The sequence below is a fragment of the Brevibacterium metallidurans genome (assembly GCF_037101285.1).
Lineage (GTDB): Bacteria > Actinomycetota > Actinomycetes > Actinomycetales > Brevibacteriaceae > Brevibacterium > Brevibacterium metallidurans.
This window is the reverse complement of the sequence record NZ_BAAAAF010000006.1, coordinates 156,230-179,991: the sequence shown is the minus strand read 5'-3', so window position 1 is coordinate 179,991 and position 23,762 is coordinate 156,230. Positions and strand designations below refer to the sequence as shown.

Genomic DNA, 23,762 nt, shown 5'->3' with positions numbered 1-23,762 from the left:
TCAGCCGTTCGGCAGGGAGTCCAGGGCCGCGCTCAGCGCCGGTGCGGTGAGTCCCACCTGCCACGGGCGGGCACCGTGCTCGGTGAGGAACTCCTCGACATCCGTACGCCCAGACGCCGCCAACGACTTCACGAGCGCCGGCTGGAGGAGCACGTCGTGGGGCATCTCCTCGGTCTCGGCCACCTCGGCGACGGAAGCCTTGAGGGCGGCGGTGCGCTCCTTGATCTCCGTGTGACTGAACGGCGACCGGGGCAGCCTGCTCGGTTCGCGCTTGGGCGGCAGCTCCTCGGGGGTCAGCCGTCCGGCCCGGCGCAGGGCACGGAAGAGCCTCGCGGAATCGGCGCGTGAGAGCCTGGGCCAGCGGGCGAGGATGTCATCGCTCGACCGTGCACGGGACCGGGCGAGGTCGATGAGCTCCCGGTCGCGCAGCACCTTCGAGGGCGCGATGTCGGTCTCCGCGGCCATATCGTCGCGGGTCTGCCAGAGCTCCCGCACCCGTGCCAACTCCGCACGAGTGCTCAGCTTCGCCAGACCGTGCGTGCGCCGCCACGGCTCGGCGTGGACCTTCGGCTGGAAGGACAGCAGATGGTCGAACTCCTGCTTGGCATACTCCCACCGTCCGGCCTCGACGAGTTCGGCGGCGAGGACGTCGCGGATCGGCAGGAGCACCTCGACGTCGAGGGCGGCATAGTTGAGCCACTCCTCGGGCAAGGGCCTGGTCGACCAGTCCGCCGCCGAATGCTCCTTGGCCAGACGCACGCCCAGGGTGCGTTCGGCGACGGCGGCGAGCCCGAACTTCTCCCACCCGAGGAGCCGCGCGGCGAGTTCGGTGTCGAAGAGCACCGCAGGCACCATGCCGCGTTCCCGCAGGCAGGGGAGGTCCTGGGTGACGGAATGGATGACCCACTCGTCGTCCCCGAGGGCGGCATTGAGACCGGAGAGGTCGCCGAGCTCCTCGGAGTCGAGGAGCACGGTGCCCGAGCCTTCCCGGCGCAGCTGGACGAGGAAGGCGCGCTGACCATAGCGGATGCCTGACGCGCGTTCGGCGTCGATCGCGATCGGCCCGGTCCCTGCGGCCAGAGCTTCCCGGGCCGCGGCGAAGGCCGCGGGGGAGTCGACGACAGGGGGAACGCCGTGGGCGGGCGCGGTGAGAAGCGGTGGTTCGGTAGTCATCGACGGCGCCCGGGCAGGGCTGATACTCCTTCAGGAAGCGGTGGGAGACCTGCGACGGTGCACAGCAGGTCGATCCACGCCTCGAGGTGATCGCCGATCATCTCCGGTTCCGTGATGATCGGGGTCCACGAGGCGCGCAGCTCCAAGTCTATCGTCGCCGGCCGCGTGGCCAAGGTGCCGAAGCTCTCCGAGAGCACTCGCGTCGTCGTCCCGCCCGCGGCGAGCAGTTCGCAGTCGTTGGCTTCGAGGGCGTCCTCGAGCCACGACCAGGCGACATGACCGAGCATCGTCTCGTTGCCGAGTTCGTGTTCGAGTTCGGCCCGGATGTAGGACACGATCCGGAACGACCCCTCCCACTCCTCGGGGGCGTCGGGGTCGAAGAGGACGACGATGCGTCCCGTGGCGAGCTCCTCGATGGATTCGCCGCTCGCGGCGATGAAGTTCTCATCGGCCGTGACCTCGGCGCCGAGGGCGTAGGAGTAGGGGGCGAGCTTCGCGGGAGCCGGGATCTCCGAGATCGAGACGTTGTTCGTGTCCCGGGCTTCGCGCAGGACCGATGTCACTGCGCTGAACTCCGCCGGAATGCGGTTGAGAGGCGAGGTGTTGACCACACTCGACACGATAGAACAGCGTGCGAGCCTGCGGAATCATCCACGCCGAGGCGGGACGAAGTCATCGTGCGACGCCGCACCGGCCGGGCCTGCCCCCGTGCGCCAGGCCCGGCCCGACAGACGCAAGACGCTGCGTCTTGAAACCGCGCGCGGTTGGGCGACGAGGCACCTGGAATGGGAGGATGGGGCCATGACTTCAACCTTGCTGCCTGCCCTCCGCGGAGAGCCGATCGACCACACCCCCGTCTGGTTCATGCGGCAGGCCGGACGTTCGCTTCCCGAGTACCGGCAGCTGCGCGAAGGCACCTCGATGCTCGCCTCGTGCCGGGACCCCGAACTCGTCACCGAGATCACCCTCCAGCCGGTGCGCCGGCACGGCGTCGACGCCGCGATCTTCTTCTCCGACATCGTCGTCCCCCTCCAGGCTGCCGGGGTCGAGGTCGAGATCGTCGCCGGACGCGGGCCCGTCCTCGCCTCACCCATCCGGACCCGTGCCGACGTCGAGGCCCTGCCGGAGCTCGATCCCGCGCAGATCCCCGACATCGCCGAATCCATCGGCCGCATCGTCGCAGAGCTCGGCGAGGCCACCCCGCTCATCGGCTTCGCCGGAGCCCCGTTCACGCTCGCGAGCTACCTCATCGAAGGCGGGCCGAGCAAGAACCATGAGAAGACGAAGTCGCTCATGATCGCCGACCCGGAGACCTTCGCCCTCCTCCTGTCCAAGCTCGCCCGGATCTCCGCGACCTTCATCGACGTGCAGCTGACCGCCGGCGCCCGAGCCTTCCAGCTCTTCGACTCGTGGGCGGGCTACCTCAGCCGCCGCGACTACGACGAGCACGTCCTCGAGCACTCGACCGCCGTCTTCGACGCACTGTCCGGCCACGATGTGCCGAGCATCCACTTCGGCGTCCAGACCGGTGAGCTGCTCACCTCGATGTCACTGGCCGGATCGACGGCGATGGGCGTGGACTTCCGCGTCGACCTCGCCGACGCCGCAACCCGGGTGAAGCCCGACCAGGCCCTCCAGGGCAACCTCGACCCCGCGCTGCTCTTCGCCCCCTGGGAGGCACTGGCCCCGCGCATCGGAGAGATCGTGCGCGCCGGGCTCGCCCACGACCCCGGTTTCGTCTTCAACCTCGGTCACGGCGTCCTGCCCGACACCGACCCCGAGGTGCCCGGCCGCGTCGTCGCCGAGGTCCACCGCGTGTCCGCGGAGATCCTCGGGGAGGCGAACGCGAACCGATGAGCCGCATCACGATCGTCGGCGGCGGAGTCTCCGGTCTCGTCGCCGCTCACCGACTCGCGCCCGACCATGAGGTGCTCGTCCTCGAATCCGCCTCCCGCCTCGGCGGGTGCCTGGAATCGTCGACGCTGGGAGGATCCGTGACCGAGGGCATCGACCTCGGCGCCGAGGCGAGCCTCTTCCGCCGTCCCGAGACGCGGGAGCTCGTCGCCGCACTCGGACTCGACCCGGTCTTCCCGTCCCTGGAGCACGGCTCGCAGGTGCTCAGTCACGGTCGACTCCAGCCGATCCCGCGGGCCACGATCATGGGTGTGCCCGGCGATCCCGAGACCGTCGCCGAGCTCCTCGGCCCGGAGGCCACCGCCCGCGTCGCCGCCGAGGAGCTCACCGCACCGATCCCCGGTGAGGACACCTCGGTCGGGGAGTTCCTCGCGGACCGCCTCGGCGACGCCCTCGTCGACACGCTCGTCGACCCCCTGCTCGCCGGTGTCTATGCCGGCCGCTGCCGTGACCTCTCCCTCGCAGCGACCGTCCCCGCCCTGCTGCCCGCAGCCCTCGACGGCACCTCCGTGCTCGACCGGGCGGCGACCCTGCTCGCCGCGCGTGCCGAGGCAGCTCGGACCGAGGGATCCCGCACTGAGTCCGGTAGCCCCGAACCCGAACCGGTCTTCCTCAGCCTCGTCGGCGGCATCGGGGCCCTCATCCCCGCCCTCGCCGAGGCGATCACCGGGGCAGGCGGTCGGATCCGCACGGACACCCTGGTCACCGGGCTGCACCGGCCCGGGGACGGCTGGAGCGTGGAGACCGACCACGGTCCGATCGAGTCCGACATCGTCATCCTCGCCACCCCCGCCGACGTCACGGCAGGTCTCCTCGCCGAGGCGGCCCCCGGACCCGCCCGGACGCTGGGTCAGGTGCCCTACGCCTCGACCGCCCTCGTCGTCGCCCTCGTCGAACTCGGCGACGGTGACCTCGAAGGATCGGGGTTCCTCGTTCCTCCCACCGAGGAGGCCTTCATCAAGGCGTCGACGTTCGCCTCGAACAAATGGCCGTGGATGCGCGATCGCCTCCCCGCGAACACCGCGCTCGTGCGGATGAGCATCGGACGCTTCGGTGATGCGCCGGGCACGTGGCAGGACCTCGACGACGCCGAACTCACCGCCCGGGCGTTCGCCGACTGGCAGCGCATCACCGGACGCCCCGGCGACCGGATCGCGGTCTCCGAGGTCAAGCGCTGGGACCGCGCGCTGCCGCAGTACGTGCCCGGCCACCTCGGCGCGATGGACGACCTCGATGCGCAGATCGCCGGGATCCCCGGCCTCGAACTCATCGGATCCGCCTACGCCGGTGTCGGCATCCCCGCCTGCATCGCCCGCGCACACACCGTCGCCGAGCGCCTGACGCTCGCCCCGACCGCCTGAGCACCATCGAGCCCGACCCGACAATCGAACACCGACCCGACCACCGCAGAGAAGACACACGAGACGAAGGAGACGCCATGAGCGACTACACGCAGCCCACCGAAGAGCAGATCGAACGCGCCAACCAGGAGACCCGCTACATCGCGTACTCGGTCTTCGCCGCGGCCGCCGAACTCGGCGACGCCGACCGGGCCGAACTCGCCTCCGAGGTCGACGAGGCGCTCGCGCCCCTGCGTGAGCAGGGACTCGTCGTCCGCGGCATCTACGACGTCTCCGCCCTGCGCGCCGACGCCGATGTGATGTTCTGGTACCACGCGCCGACGATCGAACTCGTCCAGGCCGCGTACTCCGCACTCCGGAGGACCCTGCTCGGGGGAGTCCTCGAACCCGTGTGGTCGGTCGTCGGACTCCACCGTCCCGCCGAATTCAACAAGGCCCACCTGCCCGCCCTGCTCACCGACGACGAACCCGGTTCCTACATCTGCGTGTACCCATTCGTCCGCTCCTACGACTGGTACGTCCTCGACCCGGCGGAGCGGTCGCAGATGCTGCGTGACCACGGCATCGCCGCGGCACCGTACAAGGACATCAAGGCGAACACGATCTCGGCGTTCGCGCTCGGCGACTACGAGTGGCTGCTCGCCTTCGAGGCCGAGGAGCTCCACCGCATCGTCGACCTCATGCGCGACCTGCGCAACACGCAGGCCCGCCTCCACGTGCGCGAGGAGATCCCGTTCTACACGGGACCGCGCCGCGAGCTCGTAGACATCATCACCGACTGGCGCTGAGGGTTCGCGCCGGCGGAGACGACGAAGGGGGCCGAAGCCATCATGGCTTCGGCCCCCTTCTCAGCTGATCTGCCTCGCACTCAGCTCAGGCGGTGCTCACGCGCTCACCGTGGGTGCTGCTCAAGCGCTCACTCGGTCTGCGCTGTGCGCTTGACGACGTAGGAATGGCCGGCGGCGTCCGTGCGGACTTCGAGGCCGAGGGCCTCGAGTCGTTCGGCGCTGCGGTCGGCGTCTTCGAAGTAGCCGCCGGGACGGGTGCTGTCGACCTGGGCGGGTCCGACGATCTTGCGGAAGAATCGATTGAGCCACGCGACGTGGCGCTGGGGATCGTGTTCCTCGGTCATGGGGCTGTCCTCCTCGGGCTCTCCGACCGGGTGGATCCCGGTGTGCACGGACGCTCCGACAGTTCAATAGTACACTGAATATTAGTGCACTAACTAATTGGGGGAATGACACGATGACCGACCACGATCCACTCGATCTGGAGAGCCAGATCTGCTTCGCCCTCGCGGTGGCCTCGCGCAGCGTCATCGGCGCGTACCGTTCGGTGCTCGACCCGCTGCACCTCACCCATCCGCAGTACCTCGTCATGCTCGCCCTCTGGCAGCACGGTCGCCTGCCGGTGCGCAGGATCGCGGAGATGCTGCGCCTCGAACCGGCCACGGTCTCGCCGCTCGTCAAGCGCTTGGAGGCCCTCGACTACGTCACCCGCACGCGCAGCGCCGCCGATGAGCGCATCGTCGAGGTCGACCTCACTGCGACCGGGGCCGCGCTGCGCGCGCAGGCCGAGGCGATCCCGCCGGCGATGATGAAGAAGCTCGACATGGACGAGGCCGGCCTGCGCGCGCTCCATGCGACGATGACCGACCTCATCGCCGCCGTCGACGCCTCGAACGCCGCCGAGGCTGCCGCAACGGAATCTGCCGCCGAGGCGGGGAAGCCCTGAGCCGACCCGCTCAGCGAACCTCGGCGACGATGGGCCGCGACATCGGCGTGTGCTCGATCCCGTCCTCGTCGAAGCGCGGACCGTTCGGCGAGAACCCGAACCCCGCATAGAAGCCCTCGAGGTGCGACTGCGCGTTGAGGGTGAGCGGCTCACCGGGGAAGGCGGCGACGAGGTCGGCGAGCAGTCGCCTGCCCCAGCCGCCCCCGCGCAGGTCCGGATCGGTCACGACCCGTCCGATGCTGCGGGCGCCGGGCTCCGCCGCCGGCCCGTCGGTGAAGTCGGCGGGCAGCACCCGTGCGTACGCGGCCGGCATGAGACTGCGACCGCCCTGCTCACCGTGCGTATCGGCCATGATCCTTCCCTCACCGGGATAGAACGCATGGAGTGTGCCCTCGAGGGTGTCGACGCCGTCGAGGTCGAGGAAGACGCAGTCCTGTTCGACGACGAAGACCTGCGAGCGCAGCTGGAGCAGGCCGTAGAGCTCCGTCGTCGTCAGCTCCGCGAAGCGCTTGAGGACGAGGTCGGACACTCAGCCCTCCTCGTTGAGCCGCAGGGAGATCGAATTGATGCAGTAGCGCTGATCGGTCGGCGTGTCGTAGCCCTCACCGGAGAACACGTGACCGAGGTGGGAGTCGCAGTTCGCGCACCGGACCTCGATGCGGTCCATGCCCAGGGACGAGTCCTTGATGTAGCGCACCCGATCCTCGGCGAGAGGGGCGTAGAACGACGGCCACCCGCAGTGGGAGGCGAACTTCGTGTCCGAGGGGAAGAGGTCGGCGCCGCACGCCCGACACTGATACATCCCCACCGTCGTCGTATCGACGTATTCGCCGGTGAACGGCCTCTCCGTGCCGCCCTGGCGGAGCACGGCGAACTCCTCGGGGCTGAGCACGTCCTGCCAGTGGACCTCCTCGCCGTCAGCGGTGCGGGCATTCGATTCGCTCATGGTGACCTCCGATGTCGTGTGGGTGGGTGACGGGGACCGACGACGGTGACGACCATCGTCCCGGTCGGACGCCTCGGCGGACCCCTCCATGAGCTCAACAGCGTTTGGAGAGATCTCATTCCGTGGGAGACAATGATGCCAGGAGGTTTACATGGTCCGCGACTCTCAGTTCCCCACTCGTCTGCTGCTCGCCGCGGTCGGCGTCGGCGCCGGCATCGGGGCCGTGATCTCAGTGGCTTCCTCGGGACTCGCCGCGTACTTCGCCCGGCGCATCGTCGTTCCCGAGAACGCGCCCGAAGAGCTCGACATCCTCCACATCGACGGCTTCTCGCCCAATATGCGCATCCACCTGCCCGCCGATGAGGAGACGACGGTGCCCGGCACCTACGGCCTCTACTTCAACCAGGGCGCCGGACACGCGGTGATCGGCGACATCGTCGAATACGATCCGCGCTCGCGCACCGTCTCCCGTGAGATCCTCTCCGTCACCCGCGGCGACATCCGCCGCGCCCGGCGCGGCCGGTGGACCGGCGTCGTCTACCCCGATCCGCTCGCCGCCGGGGTGAAGTTCGAGGACATCACCCTGGAATCGGATGCCGGCTCCCTGCCTGCGTGGCTGCTGCCGACCGATCATCCCGACCCCTCGGACACGTGGGCGATCCTCATCCACGGCCGGGCGAGCACCCGCGCCGAAGGGCTGCGGGCCGCCCCCGTGCTCAACACGCTCGGTGTCCCCGCCATCGCGATGTCGTACCGCAACGACGCCGAGGTGAGGGTCGAGTCGTCCTCGCGCTACGGCCTCGGCGACACCGAATGGATCGACGTCGACGTCGCGATCGACTACGCGTTCGAGCACGGGGCGAAGCAGGTCGTCCTCTTCGGCTGGTCGATGGGCGGGGCGATCGCCTTCCAGGCCGCCTCCCGGGGGCGCAACCGCGAGCACGTCGCCGCCCTCGTCCTCGACGGTCCCGTCGTCGACTGGATCAACGTCCTCGACGGTCAGGCCCGGAAGAACATGCTCCCGACCCCCGTCGCGAAGCTCACGCTCGAGATGATCACGCAGCCGTGGGCGCGCCCGATCACCGGGCTCGAGACCCCGCTCGACCTCAGCCGCATGGACTGGGTGACCAGGGCCGCGGAACTCGATGTGCCCGTCCTGCTCATCCACTCCGACGACGACGAGTTCGTTCCCTCCTCACCCTCGCACGCGCTCGCCTCGGTCCGCCGCGACCTCGTGACGATGCCGCCGTATGCGAAGGCCAGGCACACGAAGGAATGGAACATCGACCCGGTACGCTGGGAGGACGATGTCGCGAACTTCCTCGAGACGAAGGTCCTCCCGCACGACTGAGCCCACCCGCACCTCGGCGACCGTGGGCACCGCTATGACCGCAGGCATCACGACGCCGGCACCGCACGCTGCGCGACGCCGCCCTAGGGCGTGAGGACGAGGGTGTCGACGGTGCTCCGGGCTACGGCACCCGGAGAGAACGCCCACGGCCGCGTCCGGTTCGCCGCCCAGTCCTCGGTCTGATCCGCATAGTGCGGGCTGAACGCGTGCCCCGACGCACCCGTGAGGTTGATCCAGCGGGAGTCGTCGAAGTCACTGAGGTCGACGATCTGGCGCATCGAGGGCACCCAGTCCGTCGCGAAGCCCACCGAGGCGTCCCAACCGGTGGCGTTGACGACTCCGGAGCCGCCGGAGACCTCGTAGGGCCCGCGGTTGAAGAGCTTCTCAACGGCCGAGATCCCGGACTCGCCGAGGCTGGCGTTGCGGATCGTCAGTTCGTGCAGGGTGCCCCACCGCCACGTCACCGGTTCCGGCCCGAGCAGGTCCTGTGTCCGGTTCCACGCCGAGCCCAGCGCCCGAGCGAGCGCCTCGTCCCGGTTCTCGACCTCCCCTTCCTTCCACCACGCCGAGTCGGGTTCGGTGAGCAGGTTGTCTATGACGCGGTACCAGTGGCTGCCTCCCGACGGGGCCACGCCCTTGGGCAGCTTGGGGCGGAAGACCTCGTCAAGGATCGTCGAGACGACGACGTTGAAATAGGCGGCCTGGGCGCTGTCGGCCGAATCCCGTCTGTCCCACCCGCGCAGCAGCTCCTGCCCGGCCGTGATGTCCTCATCACCAGCGGCGTCGACGGCGAGCAGGCGGGGCAGGAGCGTGTCGGCCATGGGATTGAGGTCATCGCCTTGGATGCGGGCGAAGTCCTGCGCGGTCACGGGACCGGCATCGATCGCCTCGGTGAGGAGGTCGGTGATCCGCGCAGCCCGGTCGCCGTCGTCGAAGTCATCGCCCAACCGCACGGACTGTCCGGGACGGGTGACGGGATTGTTCGCCGTGACGATCCACCCGCGTTCGGGGTTGAGCAGGGTGGGCAGTTCGTCGTAGCCGATCCATCCCTGCCAGTCCTGGGCCGACTCCCAGCCCATCCGGGGCATCATGCCGTCGGCGGTGCCGCGGCGGGGGATCTTCCCCGGCGCCTGATAGCCGATATTGCCGGACGTGTCGGCGTAGACGAGGTTCTGGCTGGGGACGTCGAAGAGCTCGGCGGCGGCGCGGAACTCCGTCCAGTTCGTCGCCTTGTTCAGCGCGAAGATCGCCGTGGCCGTGCGTCCGGGCTTGAGCGCCGTCCATTCGAGGGCCAGCCGGTAGCGCAGCCCGGCCATGCCCTCACCGGCGGTGGCCGAGTCCTCCCCTGTCGTCGTGTCGAGGACCCTGCGGTACGTGCTGTCGAGGTCGGAGATGATCGGCCCGTGCTTCGTCTCCCATACCGTGATCGTCCGCGGCTTCTCCTTTGCGATCCTGATCGTTTCCTGCCGTGTCCGCACGCGTTCGTTGCCTGCGTCGGAGAGCACCTCGGCGTCGTCGATCTTCTCCACGACGAGGTCGGTGACGTCGGGGCCGAGGTTCGTCATCCCCCACGCGATGTTCTGGTTGTGCCCGATGACGACGCCGGGCAGTCCGGAGAAGGAGAACCCGGAGACGTCGAACGGGCATTCGGGGCCCACGGTCCGGCAGCGCAGCCCCACCTGATACCAGACCGAGGGCATGGCCGGGGAGAGGTGCGGGTCGTTGGCGAGCAGGGGCTTGCCTGTGGCCGTGTGCTGCCCGGAGACCACCCACGAGTTCGACCCGAGGTCGTGGCTGCTCCTCCCGAGCAGGGCTGGCAGGCTGCGGAGCTGGTCGTCGAGTTCCCCGAGGTCGGACGGCAGCGACCCGGAGGCTGGGCTGTCTGTGCCCGGCGGTTCGTCGCCGGAGGACGCTGCCTTGGGGGAGGCCGAAACGGTGCCCCCGGCGTTCGCCTCGCCGTCCGTCCCGTCGCCGGCGTCCCTGTCATTCGCCGAGGCGGCTCCCGGTTCGGGCGGGGACGCCGGGTCCGATGCCGGCGGGGTCGGATCCGCCGGCTCGTCCGCCTCCGGGGGCACCGTGCCGTCGATGATCGTCGGGCGTTCGTCGTACGGGTAGTCGGGGTAGATGTCGGCCATCTGCTGGGCGTCGAGCGTCGAGGCGGAGATCGCCCGGTCGATCTCATCCTCGAGGTTCGACCGCAGATCCCAGGCCATCGCTTTGAGCCAGGCGACGCTGTCGGCTGGCGTCCACTTCTCGATCGTCACCGGCCCCGCCTGGAGGCCGACGATGCCGTACTCGAGGGACACCTCGGTGGGGGAGCGGTCGGCGAGGTAGGCGTTGACCCCGTCGGCGTAGGCCTGGTAGTAGCTCAGCGTCGTCTCATCGAGGCGGGACACCTCCTCCTCGGCGACCTTCCGCCAGCCGAGGGTGCGGATGAACGAGTCGGTTCGGAACTGAGAGGGGCCGAAGAGCTCGGAGAGGCGGCCCGCGGTGACGTGGCGGCGGAAGTCCATCTCCCAGAACCGGTCCTGGGCGTGGACGAAGCCCTGGGCGAGGAAGAGGTCGCGGGCCGTGTCGGCCTCGATGCGGGGGATGCCGCTGGCGTCGCGGGTGACCGTGACCCGGGAGTCGAGTCCGGGAATGCTGATCTCACCGTCGGTGACGGGGAAGGAACGGCGGACTGCGCCGATGCCGAGGAGCACCGCGATGAGGAGGAGGATGACGACTCCGGCGGCGACGCGGAGCACGATCCTGCCGCTGACGTGGAGGTAGGTTCCGCTGGGCGGGCGCATGGCCGATTCCAGGGGGCTCTGCGCATCCGGATCCGCGGCAGCCATGAGTCTCCTTCGACGTCGTCACCTCAGAGTATAGGCGCTCAGCCCCTGCCGCGGTCGGCCTTCCTCGAGGCGGGTTCGGGCGCCGGGGTTCCGGTGACCGGGGGCTTCGGCGGGTAGACGACGGTGACGAGGACGACGGAGATCATCATGAGCAGGAACCAGGCGACGAGCTTCGTCAGCGGCACGAGCTCCCAGCCGCCCGCCTGCGACGGGTAGAGCCAGGCGCCGGCGGCGGTGCCGATGTTCTCCGCGAGCCAGATGAAGAATGCGACGAGGAGGAAGGCGAGGAGGACCGGCATGCGCAGGGTGCGGGTGTGGACGCGGAAGTGCATCATGCAGCGGGCGTAGACGACGACGGTGGCCGCGAGGAGGACGAGGCGGATGTCGGGCAGCCAGTGGTGGGAGAAGAAGTTGACGTAGATCGCCGCGGCGATGACCGCGGTGATCCACCTCGGCGGATAATGGCTGAACCGGAGGTCGAAGAGCCGGTGCACGCGGACGAGGTAGGACCCGACGGCGGCGTACATGAACCCGGTGAAGAGGGGGACTGCCCCGATGTGGAGGACGCCTCCGGGGGCGTAGTTCCACGATCCGACCGAGGTCTTGAAGATCTCCATCCCCGTGCCGACGAGGTGGAAGAGGATGATGACGAGGAACTCCCGGCCGGTCTCGAGGCGGAAGACGAGCATGCCCGCCTGGATGAGGACGGCGATGATGACGAGCAGATCGTTGCGGTCGAGCGCGGCACCGTCGGGATACCACCAGGAGGTGGCGATGATGGCGGCGAGCATGAGTGCGCCGAAGAGACACGCCCAGGCCTGTTTGATCCCGAAGACGAGGAACTCGCGCACCCCGGCGGGCACCCGGGTCAGCCAGCGGTTGGCGAAGCGGTCGAGGAGGATCTCCGAACGCGTGAGTTCGGGCCGCGAGCCGGTGCGGTCGGTCGTCATGGGAGTCCTTCGGCAGGTCGGTCCGGGACCTCAAGACTACCGGCATCGTCCCAGGCCACCGAGGTGCCCGGGCGGTGCGTCCGCACCGTGATCGTCTTCACAAGGGACTCTCAGCCGCGTATCATCGCAGGCGTCACCGAGAGGAAGCATCATGCGCACTTCAGCCCTGTCCCTGACCGTCTCCGCCGTCACCGCACTCGTCCTCACCGCCTCGGTGAGCACCTCCGCGCTCGCCGCCGAGCTCGGCAGTCCCGACGATCCGACCACCCCCGCGAGCCCGAGCGATTCCGCGCCGGACCCGGCCGCGACCTCGGCGCCGGATCAGAGCACCGGTCCGGCCGCACCCTCGCAGCAGGCCGGTGGGACCGCGCTGAAGACGCAGTCCGCCCAGCCGGGCGACGTCACGAGCATCGACCTCGAGTCCGACGAGGTGACCATCCTCGGCGCTAGGTGGTCGGGGGAGGACCCGCAGCTCGAGTTCCGCTCCCAGCGGTCGGGCACCTGGACCGACTGGCAGGAGCTCGGGGTCGAGGACGAGGGCGGACCCGATGAGGGTTCCGCCGAGGCGAAGCAGGCGACCGCGAGCCCCGCCGAGTCCGAAGCCGTGCCCGTCCTCGACTCCACCAAGCTCGAAGTCCGCTCGACCGACGGGTCGGCCGCGACCAAGGACCTGAAGATCACCACGGTCTCGACCCCGGTGACCGCCGCGGACAAGGCGATCACCCCGCCGCCGGCCCCCGATCCCGCGGACGGTCTCTCCCCGCAGATCTACGATCAGGGGCTCAAGGCGAACATCGTCACCCGCAAGGAGTGGGGTGCCGATGAGAGCCTCGTGCGCTGCCGGTCCGACCAGACCTCGAGTGCGAAGGGCGTCTTCCTCCACCACACCGCCGGGTCGAACTCGTACACGCAGGCGCAGGCGCCGGGCATCATCCGCGGCTACCTCACCTACCACACGCAGTCCAGCGGGTGGTGCGACATCGGCTACAACTTCCTCGTCGACCGCTTCGGCACGATCTACGAAGGCCGGGCGGGCAGCATCGACAAAGCCATCACCGGTGCCCACGCCTCGGGCTTCAACTCGTACACGATCGGGGTGGCCGTTCTCGGCACCTACAACAGCTCCGCCCCGAGCTCCGCCGCACAGCGGGCCGTCGAACGCGTCGTCGCCTGGAAGGCGAACATGTTCGCCTTCTCACCCACCGGGTCGATGACGCTGACCTCCGGCGGGGGAGGCACCTCGAAGTACCCCGAGGGTCGGAAGGTCACGCTCAAGACGGTCTCGGGCCACCGGGACACGAGCTATACGGACTGTCCGGGCACGGCGTTCTACAACCGCCTCGGCGCGATCCGCACCGCCGCCGGACAGCTCCAGTCCTCGCTGGGCTATGTGACGAAGGGGGCGATCGGGGCCTACTACCGTGAGCATCGGGCCGAGACCGGCGAACCCACCGGCGTCGAACGACCGCTGACGAACCCGGACGGGGCCTACCAGCACTTCGCGAAGGGCACCGTCTACTGGTCGCAGGCCACAGGTGCCCACCTCAACAAGGGCGGGATCAGGACTGCCTATGCCGCTCTCGGGTATGAGAAGGGGAAGCTCGGCTTCCCGACCAGCGACGAGGTCACCTTCAAGTACCGGACGAGCGCGGTCTACCAGACCTTCCGGAACGGGATGATCACGTACTCGTCGACGACGAAGGGCCAACCGCTGAGCGGCGGCTTCCTCACGAAGTGGAAGGCCCTCGGCTGGGAGCGCAGCAGTCTCGGCCTGCCGACGAGCGGCGAGTTCTCCTCCGGCGGCAAGACCCACCAGAACTTCGAGAAGGGGTACATGACGTTCACCTCGAGGGAAGGGGTGAGGGTCTTCGCGGGCTGAGGCCCGGGCCGGCCGTCTGCAGGCCTCGGCCCTGGCTGTGCTTCTCCGACAACTTAGACTGGGCGGATGCGCATCCTCCTCTTCGGCGCCTCCGGCTGGGTCGGCAAGCGCCTGGCCGAGCACCTCTCGACCGACCACGAGGTCATCGGCGTCGTCCGCTCCGCACCGAGCTCTCCCGTCGCCTTCACCCCACTCGTCGTTCCCGACTGGGTGCGCTCGCCGCACACGATCGCCGCGGCGCTGGCCGACCGGGATCTCAGCGTCGATGCGACGCTCGCCGCCGTCGGCGGCTGGTATGTCGACGGGCCGATGCTCGACCGTGGACTCGAGTCCTTCGACACCGATTTCGACACCTACCTGCGCGCGCACTTCTCGGCGTGCACGGTCGCCGCGACCCTCGGGGTGGGCACCCATCTGGCGCTCAACGGCGTCGCGAGCATCGAGGCCTGCGTGGGATCGGGGGCGATCAGCGTGTTCGGGGCCGGACAGCAGATGCTCATCCGCGTCGCCGACGCCGAATCCGAGACCGTGGACTTCCGCGAGCTGACGATTCTCGCCCCACTGCACGGCGACGGCCGCAACGACCTCGAAGGCGGGGTCGAGACGATCGGCATCGACATCGTCGCCGAGGCCGTCACCCGGATCCTCACTCTCGGCACGACCGAGGTCCTCACTCGGCTCACTCCGCCGAACGCTCCGCAGTCGACACCCTCAGCGCCGATCCCACCCGCTCACCCGGCGTGACGCCGGTCCGCCCGTTCACCCGGCGTGACGCCGGTCCGGCGTGACGCCGCTCCGTGCGTGACGCGTCCGCTCATTCGGCGGGCGGATCGGCCTTCGCATAGCGGACGATGACCTGGTCACCGCGCTGCTCGACGCCGTCCATCTGCAGCTCGATGTCGGCGTCGAGACCGGAGAAGTGGGTGCGCTCGTCGTGGAGGTAGCGCGGGGTGATGCTCAGATGCAGTTCGGTGTCCGGGTAGTGCGCGAGCACCCGGTAGGCGAGGTTCGGGCCGGACTCACAGAGGATCTCGTCGCTGTTAGACTCCAGGCCGGCGACCACCTCGGGCAGGGTGTGCGGAGTGAAACCCACGGCATGGTAGTTCAGGCCGCGCTCGGCCAGCTGTGCGGCCAACGCCTGCGGATCGGACTCCGTGAGGACGTGGACGGGGGTGTGCTCGAGGGCCTTGCCGGGGGCGTTGATGACCGGCAGCTTCGGGTTGAGTGCGGTGCGCCGGTCGATGATGATCGCCCCGGCCCGCCGGCGCAGGGAGACGAAGTACGCGAAGTCCGTGGGCGTCGAGACCCCGGTCGACCACCCGTCGTGGGCGTAGGCGCCGTTGATCGTCTGGACGAGGGCGATGGTGATCGTGCGCGTCACCGCTTGAGCTCCGCGACGGGTCCCATCGCGATCCGCGGCTGCGCCTTCGGGTCGAGGGTTCTCATGATCCACAGCAGGTCATTCTCCTTGAGTGTCACACAGCCGTTCGTGCCCGACTCGTGGTCGAGGTGGAGCCAGATGCCCCCGCCCTTCTCCTTGCCCTCGGGCCGGGTCCGATCGGTGGGCGGGGTGCCGAGTCTGCGGTTGTAGTCGATGGCGACGATGTAGTCGAAGACCCGCGTGTAGGCCTCCCCGTAGGCGGCGGTCGCCGAGGCGGGCAGTCCGTCGTCCTGCGTGTAGCCCAGCTTCGTGCCCGGGTTCTTCTTATACCCGCCGGCATCGGTGAGGGTGAAGACGCCGATCGGCGTCGTCTTGTCGCCTTCGCGACGGTCGGCGAGCCAGCCGTTCGACCCGTTGTGGGTGGGGAAGGTCTTCCGTTTCTCCCACACCCCGTCCTCGCGTTCGTAGAAGCTCAGCTCACCGGAATCTGCGCTCGCCTTCTCACTGCTGACGACGATGACCTGGCTCGTCTCCGCGGGGATCTGTGCCGAGGTCTCCGGCCCCAGCCCGGGGATCGCTGTCGCTGCGGTCCCGTTCCCGTCCGCCGAGGCGGCTCCCGGCTTCCCCGGGTCGAGCTGGGCGGGGACGGCGAAGTCGCCGACCCTCGGCTGCTGGGCCGGAGCGGCGATGTGCCGGTCGGGAGCCTCGTCGGTGGGTGCGCACGAGGCGAGTGCGAAGGCGAGCCCGACGATGCCCGCGCACAGGCGGGTGCGACGGCTGAACATGAGGCCATCCTCTCACGGTCCTGAGAGGGGCTCCGGGCGCGTCTGTGAGAAAATGGTCCGCATGAGCATTCCACCCGTGCCGAGCCATCCTCCGCGCCCCGGGCGCCGGAAACCGGCCGAGGAGACTCCGGATTCGATCACCACCCAGCTCTTCATCGGCCAGGACAAGCCCGCCGAGGCGGACGGCTCGACCCAGGCGCTGAGCGCCGAGGAGATCGACCGTCTGCGTTCGATGGCCTCCGGCGACGGCACCGAAGCCACCGAGGTCCTCAGCCTCGACGAACTCCGCGCACTCGCCGCCGCCGAAGGCGGTCAGCCCGACGAGGAGACAGGGCCGCTGCCGCGCCGGGCGAGCTCGTCCGACATCGCCGAGGCGCAGGCCGCGGCCGCCCCTCGGCAGTGGAACCCGCAGGGCACCCCGCACTACGGCGGAGCAGAGGGACCCGGACGCGGTGACGCCGGTTTCGGCGCCGCGGCTCCCGGTGCTTCGGCTCCCCGCGCTGCGGCCAACGGGTATGGCCCCCAGCGAGGCGGAACGGGTCCGCGCGGAGGCACTCCTGCCCCGCAGGCGGGCGCCGGCTATGCGAACGGCTACGGCAACTACCCTGCCGGTCCCGCTGGCCCGGGCGGGCCGGGTGGTCCAGGTGGCCCTGCTGGTCCGGGTGGGCCGTACCGTCGTGAGCCCGAGACGAGCCGAGTCCCGGCCTGGCTGTGGGTGCTCGCCGCCTTCGCCCTCGTGCTCGCCCTCGGCATCGTCGGCTACATCGTCTGGGATTCTATGCAGAGCAAGGACGACGTCACCTCGGCGCCCGTGTCCTCGAGCGCCGAACCGAGCCTCGAACCCACCGAGGACAGCGGGTCCACCGAGACGACGAGCCCGCCGGCCGCGGTCGAGACCTTCGCCTCGCCGTCGGGCAACATCGAATGCACGATCGACGACGAGCGCGCACGCTGCGTCATCAAGTCCTTCGACTACACGCCGCCGGAGAAGCCGGCGGACTGCCAGATGGACAACTGGGGATCGGTCGTCGTCGCCAACAAGGACGGCGCGGGCTTCTCATGCCGCGAGGCCCCGGCGAACGCCGGACCGGCCCGGGTGCTCGGCTACGGCGAGAAGGTCTCGGCCTCCGGGATGACGTGCACGTCCTCGGAACAGGGGATGACCTGCACCTCGGACTCCACCGGCGTCGGATTCACCGTCCGTCGCGCTTCGGTCGACTTCCTCGGCGACTGAGGCCACGACGACCGAAGTACCGGCACAGCGTCCGGTCGACCACCTCGGCGTCTGAGGTCCCGGCGACCCTCCTGCCGACCACCTTGGCGACGTACTCCGTGATCGCCCGCCGACCCACCACCTCGGCGGGCGAGTCGGATCGTCTTGAGATGTGGACATGGCGTTCGCCTCGGCGAGATCGCGGACTACGGTGGAGGCGTGGCTCACAGGTTCCTCCTCCTTCCGTGCCGCGACGAGTCCTGAACGGACAGCATCCTCGTCGCGGAGTCCTCCATGCTGATCCCCACGACGAGAGATGACGAGGAATGATGAAACTGCAGCAGCCGACCCCCATGCCGTATCGCAAGTACAAGTCGTTCCAGGACCGCATCGCGCTCGACATGCGCGACCGCACCTGGCCCGACCAGGTCATCCGGAAGGCCCCCCGCTGGCTGAGCACGGACCTGCGCGACGGCAACCAGGCGCTCATCGACCCGATGACCCCCGACCGCAAGCGGAAGATGTTCGATCTCCTCGTCAAGCTCGGGTTCAAGGAGATCGAGGTCGGGTTCCCCGCCGCCAGCCAGGTCGACTTCGACTTCGTCCGCTCGATCATCGAGGACGACGCGATCCCCGACGACGTGCGGATCTCCGTGCTCACGCAGGCCCGTGAGGATCTCATCGAACGCACCGTGGAATCGCTCGTCGGTGCGAAGATGCCGACCGTCCACCTCTACAACGCCACAGCTCCGGTCTTCCGCAAGGTCGTCTTCGGCTTCGATGGCGACGGCTACGACCAGACCCGCGACATCGCCCTTCAGGGCACGCAGGCGGTGATGAAGCACGCCGAGACGATGCTCACAGGCTCCGACTTCGGCTACCAGTACTCGCCGGAGATCTTCGTCGACACCGAACCAGAGTTCGCCCTCGACATCGTCGGCAGCGTCCTCGACATGTGGCAGCCCGGCACCGGCCGGGAGACCGTCGTCAACCTGCCCGCCACCGTCGAACGCGGCACCCCGAACACGTACGCCGACCAGATCGAATGGTTCTGCCGGAACATGCCCTACCGCGACGAGGTGGCCGTCTCCCTCCACCCGCACAACGACCGGGGCACCGGGGTCGCGGCCGCCGAACTCGGCATCATGGCCGGCGCCGACCGGATCGAAGGCTGCCTGTTCGGCAACGGCGAGCGCACCGGCAACCTCGACCTCGTCACCGTCGCCCTCAACCTCTACACGCAGGGTGTGGACCCCGAACTCGACTTCTCCGACATCGACGAGGTCATCCACACGGTCACCGAGTGCAACCAGATCGGCGTCCACGAACGCCACCCCTACGGCGGCGACCTCGTCTTCACCTCGTTCTCCGGTTCCCACCAGGACGCGATCAACAAGGCCTTCGCCGACCGTGAGCGCCATGCGAAGGCCGACGGCGTGCCCGTGGACCTCATGGAATGGGACATGCCCTACCTGCCCGTCGACCCGAAGGATCTGGGCCGGTCCTACGAGGCGATCATCCGCGTGAACTCGCAGTCGGGAAAGGGCGGGGTGACGTACCTGCTCAAGAGCGAGTACGGCCTCGACCTGCCGCGCCGCATGCAGGTGGAGTTCTCCAAGGCCGTCCAGCAGCACACTGAGGCAGGCGGTGAGCTCACCGCCGAGGAGATCCGCCGCATCTTCAACCACGAGTACCTGCCCAGCGACGACCCCGACCAGTCGTGGGGCCGCTTCCAGATCGTGGGTCTGCGCACCGAGTCCGGTGCCGTCGACGACACGTCCTCCTCGGAGCGCATCGAGGTCGACCTCATCGTCGACGGTCAGGAGCGGACGTACGAGGGCCGCGGCAAGGGTCCGATCGACGCCCTCGTGAGGGTGCTCAACGACAACTTCGACATCGACATGCGCCTGCAGGACTACACGGAGCACGCGATCGGCTCGGGCGCGGACACGATGGCCGCGGCCTACGTCGAACTCGCGATCGACGACCGAGTGCGGTGGGGTGCGGGCCTGCACCCGAACATCACGAAGGCCTCCCTCAAGGCCGTCATCTCCGCGGTCAACCGGGCGGTGCGCGACCGCGAGGAGTGAGTAGGCGGCGACGCTGGGGCGCCGGTTCTCGTCGGGTCGCGCCGGGGATGCCGGGGCGGGGACGCAGAGGCGATAACACGCTGTGGGGCGGGGGCGTCGGGGAGATATCACGCTTCAGGGCGGCCGCCTCGGCGGGCTGTGACTCCCACCCGTGCAGCCGAGCTCGATCCACGCGCAGTTGGAATTCCGCGTCCGGGGCGACGCGGAATTCGGGCGGAGCGTGGGTCGAGTGCGCCAGGTTTCGCGGATGTCGCGGAATTCGGGCGGAGCGTGGATCGATCACCGGTCTCGCTCACGTGCATCCGCGGCTGACCTCGGGACGCACGGGTCGACGGCAGGCGGCGACGCGCTCCGTGACGATGCGGGCCGCGATCGCTGCCCCGCCGGTCGCAGAAGCGCCGGCCGGATGCGCGACACTCACGGAGCGCAGCGGGGCGATCCCCGCCGCGCTCTGCGATAATGGATCGGTGCACAGCTATCGTGATGAGGGCATCGTCCTCACGGGCCACAAGCTCGGCGAAGCCGATCGCATCGTCACCGTGCTCACCCGCAGCCACGGACTCGTCCGGGCCGTCGCGAAGGGGGTCCGGCGCACGAAGTCGCGGTTCGGCTCCCGCCTCGAGCCGTTCATGCTCGTCGACATCCAATGCCATGTCGGACGCAACCTCGACATCGTCACCCAGGTCGAGCTCATCGAACCCTTCGCCCGCGGCATCGGGGCGGACTTCGACGCCTACTCGGCCGCCTCGGTGATGGCGGAGACGGCCCGCACCATCACGGAGGCCGAACCCGTCTCCCGCCCCCAGTTCCTCCTCCTCGTCTCAGCCGTGCGCTCCCTGTGCAAGGGCGAGCACCCGCCGAGGCTGTCCCTCGACGCGTACCTCCTGCGGGCGATGTCCGTGGCCGGGTGGGCGCCGAGTCTGCTCGACTGCGCCCAATGCGGGGCGCCGGGACCGCACCGCGCGTTCTCCGCAGCCCTCGGGGGAGCGGTGTGCTCGAGCTGCCGGCCCAGCGGCGCGGCCCTGCCCGACACCGATGCGCTCGACCACCTCGCCGCCCTGCTCACCGGGGACTGGGAGAGTGCAGAGGGCTCGGACCTCCACGACCAGATCGACGGGTCGAAGCTCGTCTCCGACTGGGTCTCGTGGCACCTCGAACGCAACATCCGATCATTGTCTGTCCTGGAGCGCACGTGACCTACCCTGCCCCTCCCGTCCATCCGAGCGGTGCGCGGCCGCCGCGCCTCGACGCGAAGTTCGTGCCCGCCCACGTCGCCGTCGTCATGGACGGCAACGGCCGGTGGGCCAACGAACGCGGCCTGCCCCGCACCGAGGGTCACAAAGCCGGCGAGGCCTCCCTGCTCGACGTCATCCACGGAGCGATCGAGATCGGCGTCGACTACCTGTCCGCGTACGCGTTCTCGACGGAGAACTGGAAGCGCTCTCCCGAGGAGGTCCGCTTCCTCATGGGCTTCAACCGCGACGTCATCCGCCGCCGCCGGGACGAACTCAATGCGCTCGGGGTGCGCATCGTCTGGGCCGGGCGGCGGGGTCGTCTGTGGCGGTCGGTCATCGACGAACTCGAGACCGCTGCGGAGATGACGAAGCACAACACGGGTCTGACCCTGCAGTTCTGCGTCAACTACGGCGGGCGCTCGGAGATCGTCGACGCCGTCAACGCGATCACCGCCGAGGTGGCCGCCGGGAAGCTCAAACCCGGGAAGGTGAGCGAGAAGGCCATCCGCTCGCGGCTCTACGCCCCGCAGGTGCCCGACGTCGACCTCTTCCTCCGGTCCTCCGGAGAGCAGCGGACCTCGAACTTCCTCCTCTGGCAGTCCGCGTACGCCGAGATGGTCTTCCAGGACGTGCTCTGGCCCGACGTCGACCGGCGCACCCTGTGGGCGGCCATCGAGGAGTACGCGCGCCGCGACCGCCGCTTCGGCGGCGCCGTCGACAAACCGGGGGAGACCTCAGGGGTGTGACGCCTGCCGCATTCGGGTTTGCGCCAGTTGACGTTGAGATGGCCACTGCGCGACCTGGCCATCTCAACCTGAACTGGCGCAAACCTGTCTTCCACGCTCGACCGTGGTCGGGAGCAAGCGCCCTCACGCCCGGAAGCCGCCTCGAAGGGGCAGTGATCGGAGGTTGAGCTCACTTCGGTCTGCAGGGCACAGTTCGTGAACTGGGCTCCCGAGACTCAGGTGAGCTGGAACCGTTAGCGGGCAGCGGCCGCGGCTGCCGACGCGGCCACAGCTGCCCAGCGGCCACGGCTCGGCGCCGACGGCCGCGGCCGCCGATAACCTCAGTAGCGGTCGCGTGAACGGTCGCGGTCGCGGCCGCCGAACTTCTTGCCCCCGCCGCGGCGGTCGCCGCGGAAGTTGCGGTTGTCGCCGGGCTGCTTGTCGAAGTTGCGCTTCTTGAACGGACGGCCCGGACGACCCGAGTCGGGACGGATGTCGATCGGACGCCCCTGGATCTCGGTGTGCGCGAGCTTCCTGAGCACGCCCGGATCGAGATCCTCGGGCAGGTCGACGAGGGTGTGATTCGAGCGGATGTCGATGTGGCCGATCTGCTTCGAGGTGATGCCGCCTTCGTTCGCAATCGCGCCGACGATCGAGCCCGGCTGCACGCGCTCGTTGCGGCCCACCGCGAGACGGTAGGTGACCATGCCCTCACGGCTGCGGCCGCCTCGCTCGCGACCCGGCTTGCCGTCGCGGTCACGACCCTGCTTGCCGCGGGCGGGCTCGGGCATCGGCTCGGCCTTGAGCGAGTTCGACTCGAGGACCATCGAGGCCAGAGCCGCCGCGATGTCCGTGGCCGGCACGTTGCGGCTGAGCTCGTACTGCTCGATGACGGTGGCGAGCTCGCTCAGCTCCGTCGTCGCCAAGGCATCGTCGATGCGCTTGGTGAACTTCTCCACCCGGGTGTTCGTCAGCTCCTCGACGCTCGGCAGGGTCAGCGGCTCGACCTTCTGCTTCGTCGCGCGCTCGATCGACCCGAGCAGACGCTGCTCGCGCGGGGTGATGAAGAGGATCGCCTCACCGGAGCGACCGGCACGACCGGTGCGGCCGATGCGGTGGACGTAGGACTCGGTGTCGTGCGGGATGTCGTAGTTGACGACGAGCGAGATGCGCTCGACGTCGAGACCGCGCGCGGCGACGTCGGTGGCGACGAGGATGTCGATCTTGCCCTCGCGCAGCATCTCGACCGTGCGCTCACGGGCCTGCTGCGGGATGTCGCCGTTGATGGCCGAGGCCTTGAAGCCGCGGGCGCGCAGCTTCTCCGCGAGCTCCTCGGTGGCCTGCTTCGTGCGGACGAACATGATGATGCCGTCGTACTCCTCGACCTCGAGGATGCGGGTGAGCGCGTCGAGCTTGTGGGAGTGCTGGACCATGAGGTAGCGCTGACGGATGTTCGACCCGGTCTGCGACTTCGACGCGACCCGGACCTCTTCGGGGTCGTTGAGGTACTTGCCGGTCAGGCGGTGGATCGAGGTGGGCATCGTCGCGGAGAACAGTGCGACCTGGCGGGAGTCGCCGGTGGCGTTGAAGATCTCCTCGATGTCCTCGGCGAAGCCCATCTTGAGCATCTCATCGGCCTCGTCGAGGACGAGGTGCTGGAGGTTCTGCAACTTGAGCGACCCGCGCTTGAGGTGGTCGATGACACGACCCGGGGTGCCGACGACGACCTGCGCGCCGCGCTTGAGGCCGGCCAGCTGCGGACCGTAGGACTGACCGCCGTAGATCGGCAGTACGGAGAAGTCGTCGAGGTTCGTCGCATACGAGGTGAACGCCTCGGCGACCTGGAGCGCGAGCTCACGGGTGGGGGTGAGCACGAGGGCGAACGGTCCGTCCTCGGCCCGACCCGCCTCGGCGAGGTGGGAGAGGACGGGCAGCGCGAACGCCGCAGTCTTGCCCGTACCCGTCTGGGCGAGGCCGATGACGTCGCGCCCGTCGACGAGGGCGGGGATCGTCGCCGCCTGGATGGGGGAGGGCGATTCGTAGCCGAGGGACTCCACGGCGCGCAGCACCTCGGGATGGAGGCCGAGCTCGGCGAAGGTCGGCATGGTCTCTGAAGTGGATTCTTCGGTCATGAGTGTTTCTCTCTCACGTCGGCACACACTTGATCGCAGATGACTGTAGTGGCGAT

The 23,762-nt window shown here is 69.1% G+C and carries 21 protein-coding genes; 11 read left to right on the top strand and 10 right to left on the bottom strand.

The window, feature by feature from the left end:
- A complete protein-coding gene (locus tag AACX88_RS09900; protein ID WP_339392840.1) occupies positions 1 to 1,173 on the bottom strand; it encodes an HRDC domain-containing protein in 1,173 nt (390 codons plus the stop codon).
- Entirely contained in the window at positions 1,170 to 1,784 is a 615-nt protein-coding gene (locus AACX88_RS09895; RefSeq protein ID WP_339392839.1) for a DUF3000 domain-containing protein, read from the bottom strand. Before AACX88_RS09895 ends, AACX88_RS09900 begins: the two co-directional genes overlap by 4 nt.
- Before the next feature lie 190 nt (positions 1,785 to 1,974).
- Between AACX88_RS09895 and hemE the strand changes: the two genes are divergently transcribed.
- The 3 genes from hemE to hemQ all read left to right on the top strand — a co-directional run bounded on the left by hemE (position 1,975) and on the right by hemQ (position 5,236).
- Positions 1,975 to 3,030: a uroporphyrinogen decarboxylase gene (gene hemE / locus AACX88_RS09890; RefSeq protein WP_339392838.1), complete on the top strand. Its 1,056-nt coding sequence runs from the start codon at positions 1,975 to 1,977 to the stop codon at positions 3,028 to 3,030.
- Complete coding sequence (gene hemG, locus AACX88_RS09885) at positions 3,027 to 4,448, top strand: protoporphyrinogen oxidase (RefSeq protein ID WP_339392837.1); 1,422 nt, start codon at positions 3,027 to 3,029, stop codon at positions 4,446 to 4,448. Before hemE ends, hemG begins: the two co-directional genes overlap by 4 nt.
- A 77-nt stretch (positions 4,449 to 4,525) precedes the next feature.
- Positions 4,526 to 5,236, top strand: coding sequence for a hydrogen peroxide-dependent heme synthase (gene hemQ / locus AACX88_RS09880; RefSeq protein ID WP_339392836.1), 711 nt, complete (start codon positions 4,526 to 4,528; stop codon positions 5,234 to 5,236).
- A gap of 128 nt (positions 5,237 to 5,364) precedes the next feature.
- Here hemQ and AACX88_RS09875 read toward each other — a convergent pair whose 3' ends face one another.
- Entirely contained in the window at positions 5,365 to 5,580 is a 216-nt protein-coding gene (locus AACX88_RS09875) for a hypothetical protein (RefSeq protein WP_339392835.1), read from the bottom strand.
- A gap of 113 nt (positions 5,581 to 5,693) precedes the next feature.
- Between AACX88_RS09875 and AACX88_RS09870 the strand changes: the two genes are divergently transcribed.
- Complete coding sequence (locus AACX88_RS09870; RefSeq protein WP_339392834.1) at positions 5,694 to 6,182, top strand: MarR family winged helix-turn-helix transcriptional regulator; 489 nt, start codon at positions 5,694 to 5,696, stop codon at positions 6,180 to 6,182.
- A 10-nt stretch (positions 6,183 to 6,192) separates the two neighbouring features.
- Here the strand turns inward: AACX88_RS09870 and AACX88_RS09865 are convergent, their stop codons facing one another.
- Together AACX88_RS09865 and msrB are read right to left on the bottom strand one after the other, a co-directional pair.
- The gene (locus AACX88_RS09865) at positions 6,193 to 6,711 is read right to left on the bottom strand and encodes a GNAT family N-acetyltransferase (protein ID WP_339392833.1); all 519 of its coding nucleotides are present in this window, start codon (positions 6,709 to 6,711) and stop codon (positions 6,193 to 6,195) included.
- Positions 6,712 to 7,128 (bottom strand): peptide-methionine (R)-S-oxide reductase MsrB, encoded by a 417-nt coding sequence (gene msrB, locus AACX88_RS09860; protein ID WP_339392832.1) that lies wholly within the window; start codon positions 7,126 to 7,128, stop codon positions 6,712 to 6,714. It abuts the gene before it with no gap.
- A 151-nt stretch (positions 7,129 to 7,279) separates the two neighbouring features.
- Here msrB and AACX88_RS09855 point away from each other — a divergent pair, with 151 nt between their 5' ends.
- Positions 7,280 to 8,479 (top strand): alpha/beta hydrolase family protein, encoded by a 1,200-nt coding sequence (locus AACX88_RS09855; RefSeq protein ID WP_339392831.1) that lies wholly within the window; start codon positions 7,280 to 7,282, stop codon positions 8,477 to 8,479.
- Between the two features lie 83 nt (positions 8,480 to 8,562).
- Here the strand turns inward: AACX88_RS09855 and AACX88_RS09850 are convergent, their stop codons facing one another.
- Complete coding sequence (locus AACX88_RS09850; protein WP_339392830.1) at positions 8,563 to 11,316, bottom strand: penicillin acylase family protein; 2,754 nt, start codon at positions 11,314 to 11,316, stop codon at positions 8,563 to 8,565.
- Between the two features lie 38 nt (positions 11,317 to 11,354).
- On the bottom strand, positions 11,355 to 12,266 hold the full coding sequence (locus AACX88_RS09845) for a DUF817 domain-containing protein (protein WP_339392829.1): 912 nt from the start codon (positions 12,264 to 12,266) through the stop codon (positions 11,355 to 11,357).
- Between the two features lie 151 nt (positions 12,267 to 12,417).
- On the opposite strand from AACX88_RS09845, the gene AACX88_RS09840 reads away from it, so the two are divergent.
- Both AACX88_RS09840 and AACX88_RS09835 read left to right on the top strand, forming a co-directional pair.
- Positions 12,418 to 14,145, top strand: coding sequence for an N-acetylmuramoyl-L-alanine amidase (locus AACX88_RS09840; protein ID WP_339392828.1), 1,728 nt, complete (start codon positions 12,418 to 12,420; stop codon positions 14,143 to 14,145).
- Positions 14,146 to 14,211: 66 nt separating this feature from the next.
- The gene (locus AACX88_RS09835; RefSeq protein ID WP_339392827.1) at positions 14,212 to 14,889 is read left to right on the top strand and encodes an NAD(P)-dependent oxidoreductase; all 678 of its coding nucleotides are present in this window, start codon (positions 14,212 to 14,214) and stop codon (positions 14,887 to 14,889) included.
- A gap of 70 nt (positions 14,890 to 14,959) precedes the next feature.
- Here the strand turns inward: AACX88_RS09835 and AACX88_RS09830 are convergent, their stop codons facing one another.
- Both AACX88_RS09830 and AACX88_RS09825 read right to left on the bottom strand, forming a co-directional pair.
- Complete coding sequence (locus tag AACX88_RS09830; RefSeq protein ID WP_339392826.1) at positions 14,960 to 15,526, bottom strand: dihydrofolate reductase family protein; 567 nt, start codon at positions 15,524 to 15,526, stop codon at positions 14,960 to 14,962.
- The gene (locus AACX88_RS09825; protein WP_339392825.1) at positions 15,523 to 16,311 is read right to left on the bottom strand and encodes a L,D-transpeptidase family protein; all 789 of its coding nucleotides are present in this window, start codon (positions 16,309 to 16,311) and stop codon (positions 15,523 to 15,525) included. Before AACX88_RS09825 ends, AACX88_RS09830 begins: the two co-directional genes overlap by 4 nt.
- Before the next feature lie 61 nt (positions 16,312 to 16,372).
- Between AACX88_RS09825 and AACX88_RS09820 the strand changes: the two genes are divergently transcribed.
- From AACX88_RS09820 to AACX88_RS09805, 4 genes are all read left to right on the top strand, one after another.
- Complete coding sequence (locus AACX88_RS09820; RefSeq protein ID WP_339392824.1) at positions 16,373 to 17,545, top strand: DUF6636 domain-containing protein; 1,173 nt, start codon at positions 16,373 to 16,375, stop codon at positions 17,543 to 17,545.
- A gap of 305 nt (positions 17,546 to 17,850) precedes the next feature.
- Positions 17,851 to 19,614: a 2-isopropylmalate synthase gene (gene leuA, locus AACX88_RS09815; protein ID WP_339392823.1), complete on the top strand. Its 1,764-nt coding sequence runs from the start codon at positions 17,851 to 17,853 to the stop codon at positions 19,612 to 19,614.
- Positions 19,615 to 20,081: 467 nt separating this feature from the next.
- A complete protein-coding gene (gene recO / locus AACX88_RS09810; RefSeq protein ID WP_339392822.1) occupies positions 20,082 to 20,810 on the top strand; it encodes a DNA repair protein RecO in 729 nt (242 codons plus the stop codon).
- A complete protein-coding gene (locus AACX88_RS09805) occupies positions 20,807 to 21,595 on the top strand; it encodes an isoprenyl transferase (RefSeq protein ID WP_339392821.1) in 789 nt (262 codons plus the stop codon). Before recO ends, AACX88_RS09805 begins: the two co-directional genes overlap by 4 nt.
- A gap of 320 nt (positions 21,596 to 21,915) precedes the next feature.
- On the opposite strand, the gene AACX88_RS09800 is transcribed toward AACX88_RS09805, so the two are convergent.
- Positions 21,916 to 23,706, bottom strand: a complete 1,791-nt coding sequence (locus AACX88_RS09800) for a DEAD/DEAH box helicase (protein ID WP_339392820.1) — start codon at positions 23,704 to 23,706, stop codon at positions 21,916 to 21,918.
- Positions 23,707 to 23,762: the final 56 nt, after the last annotated feature.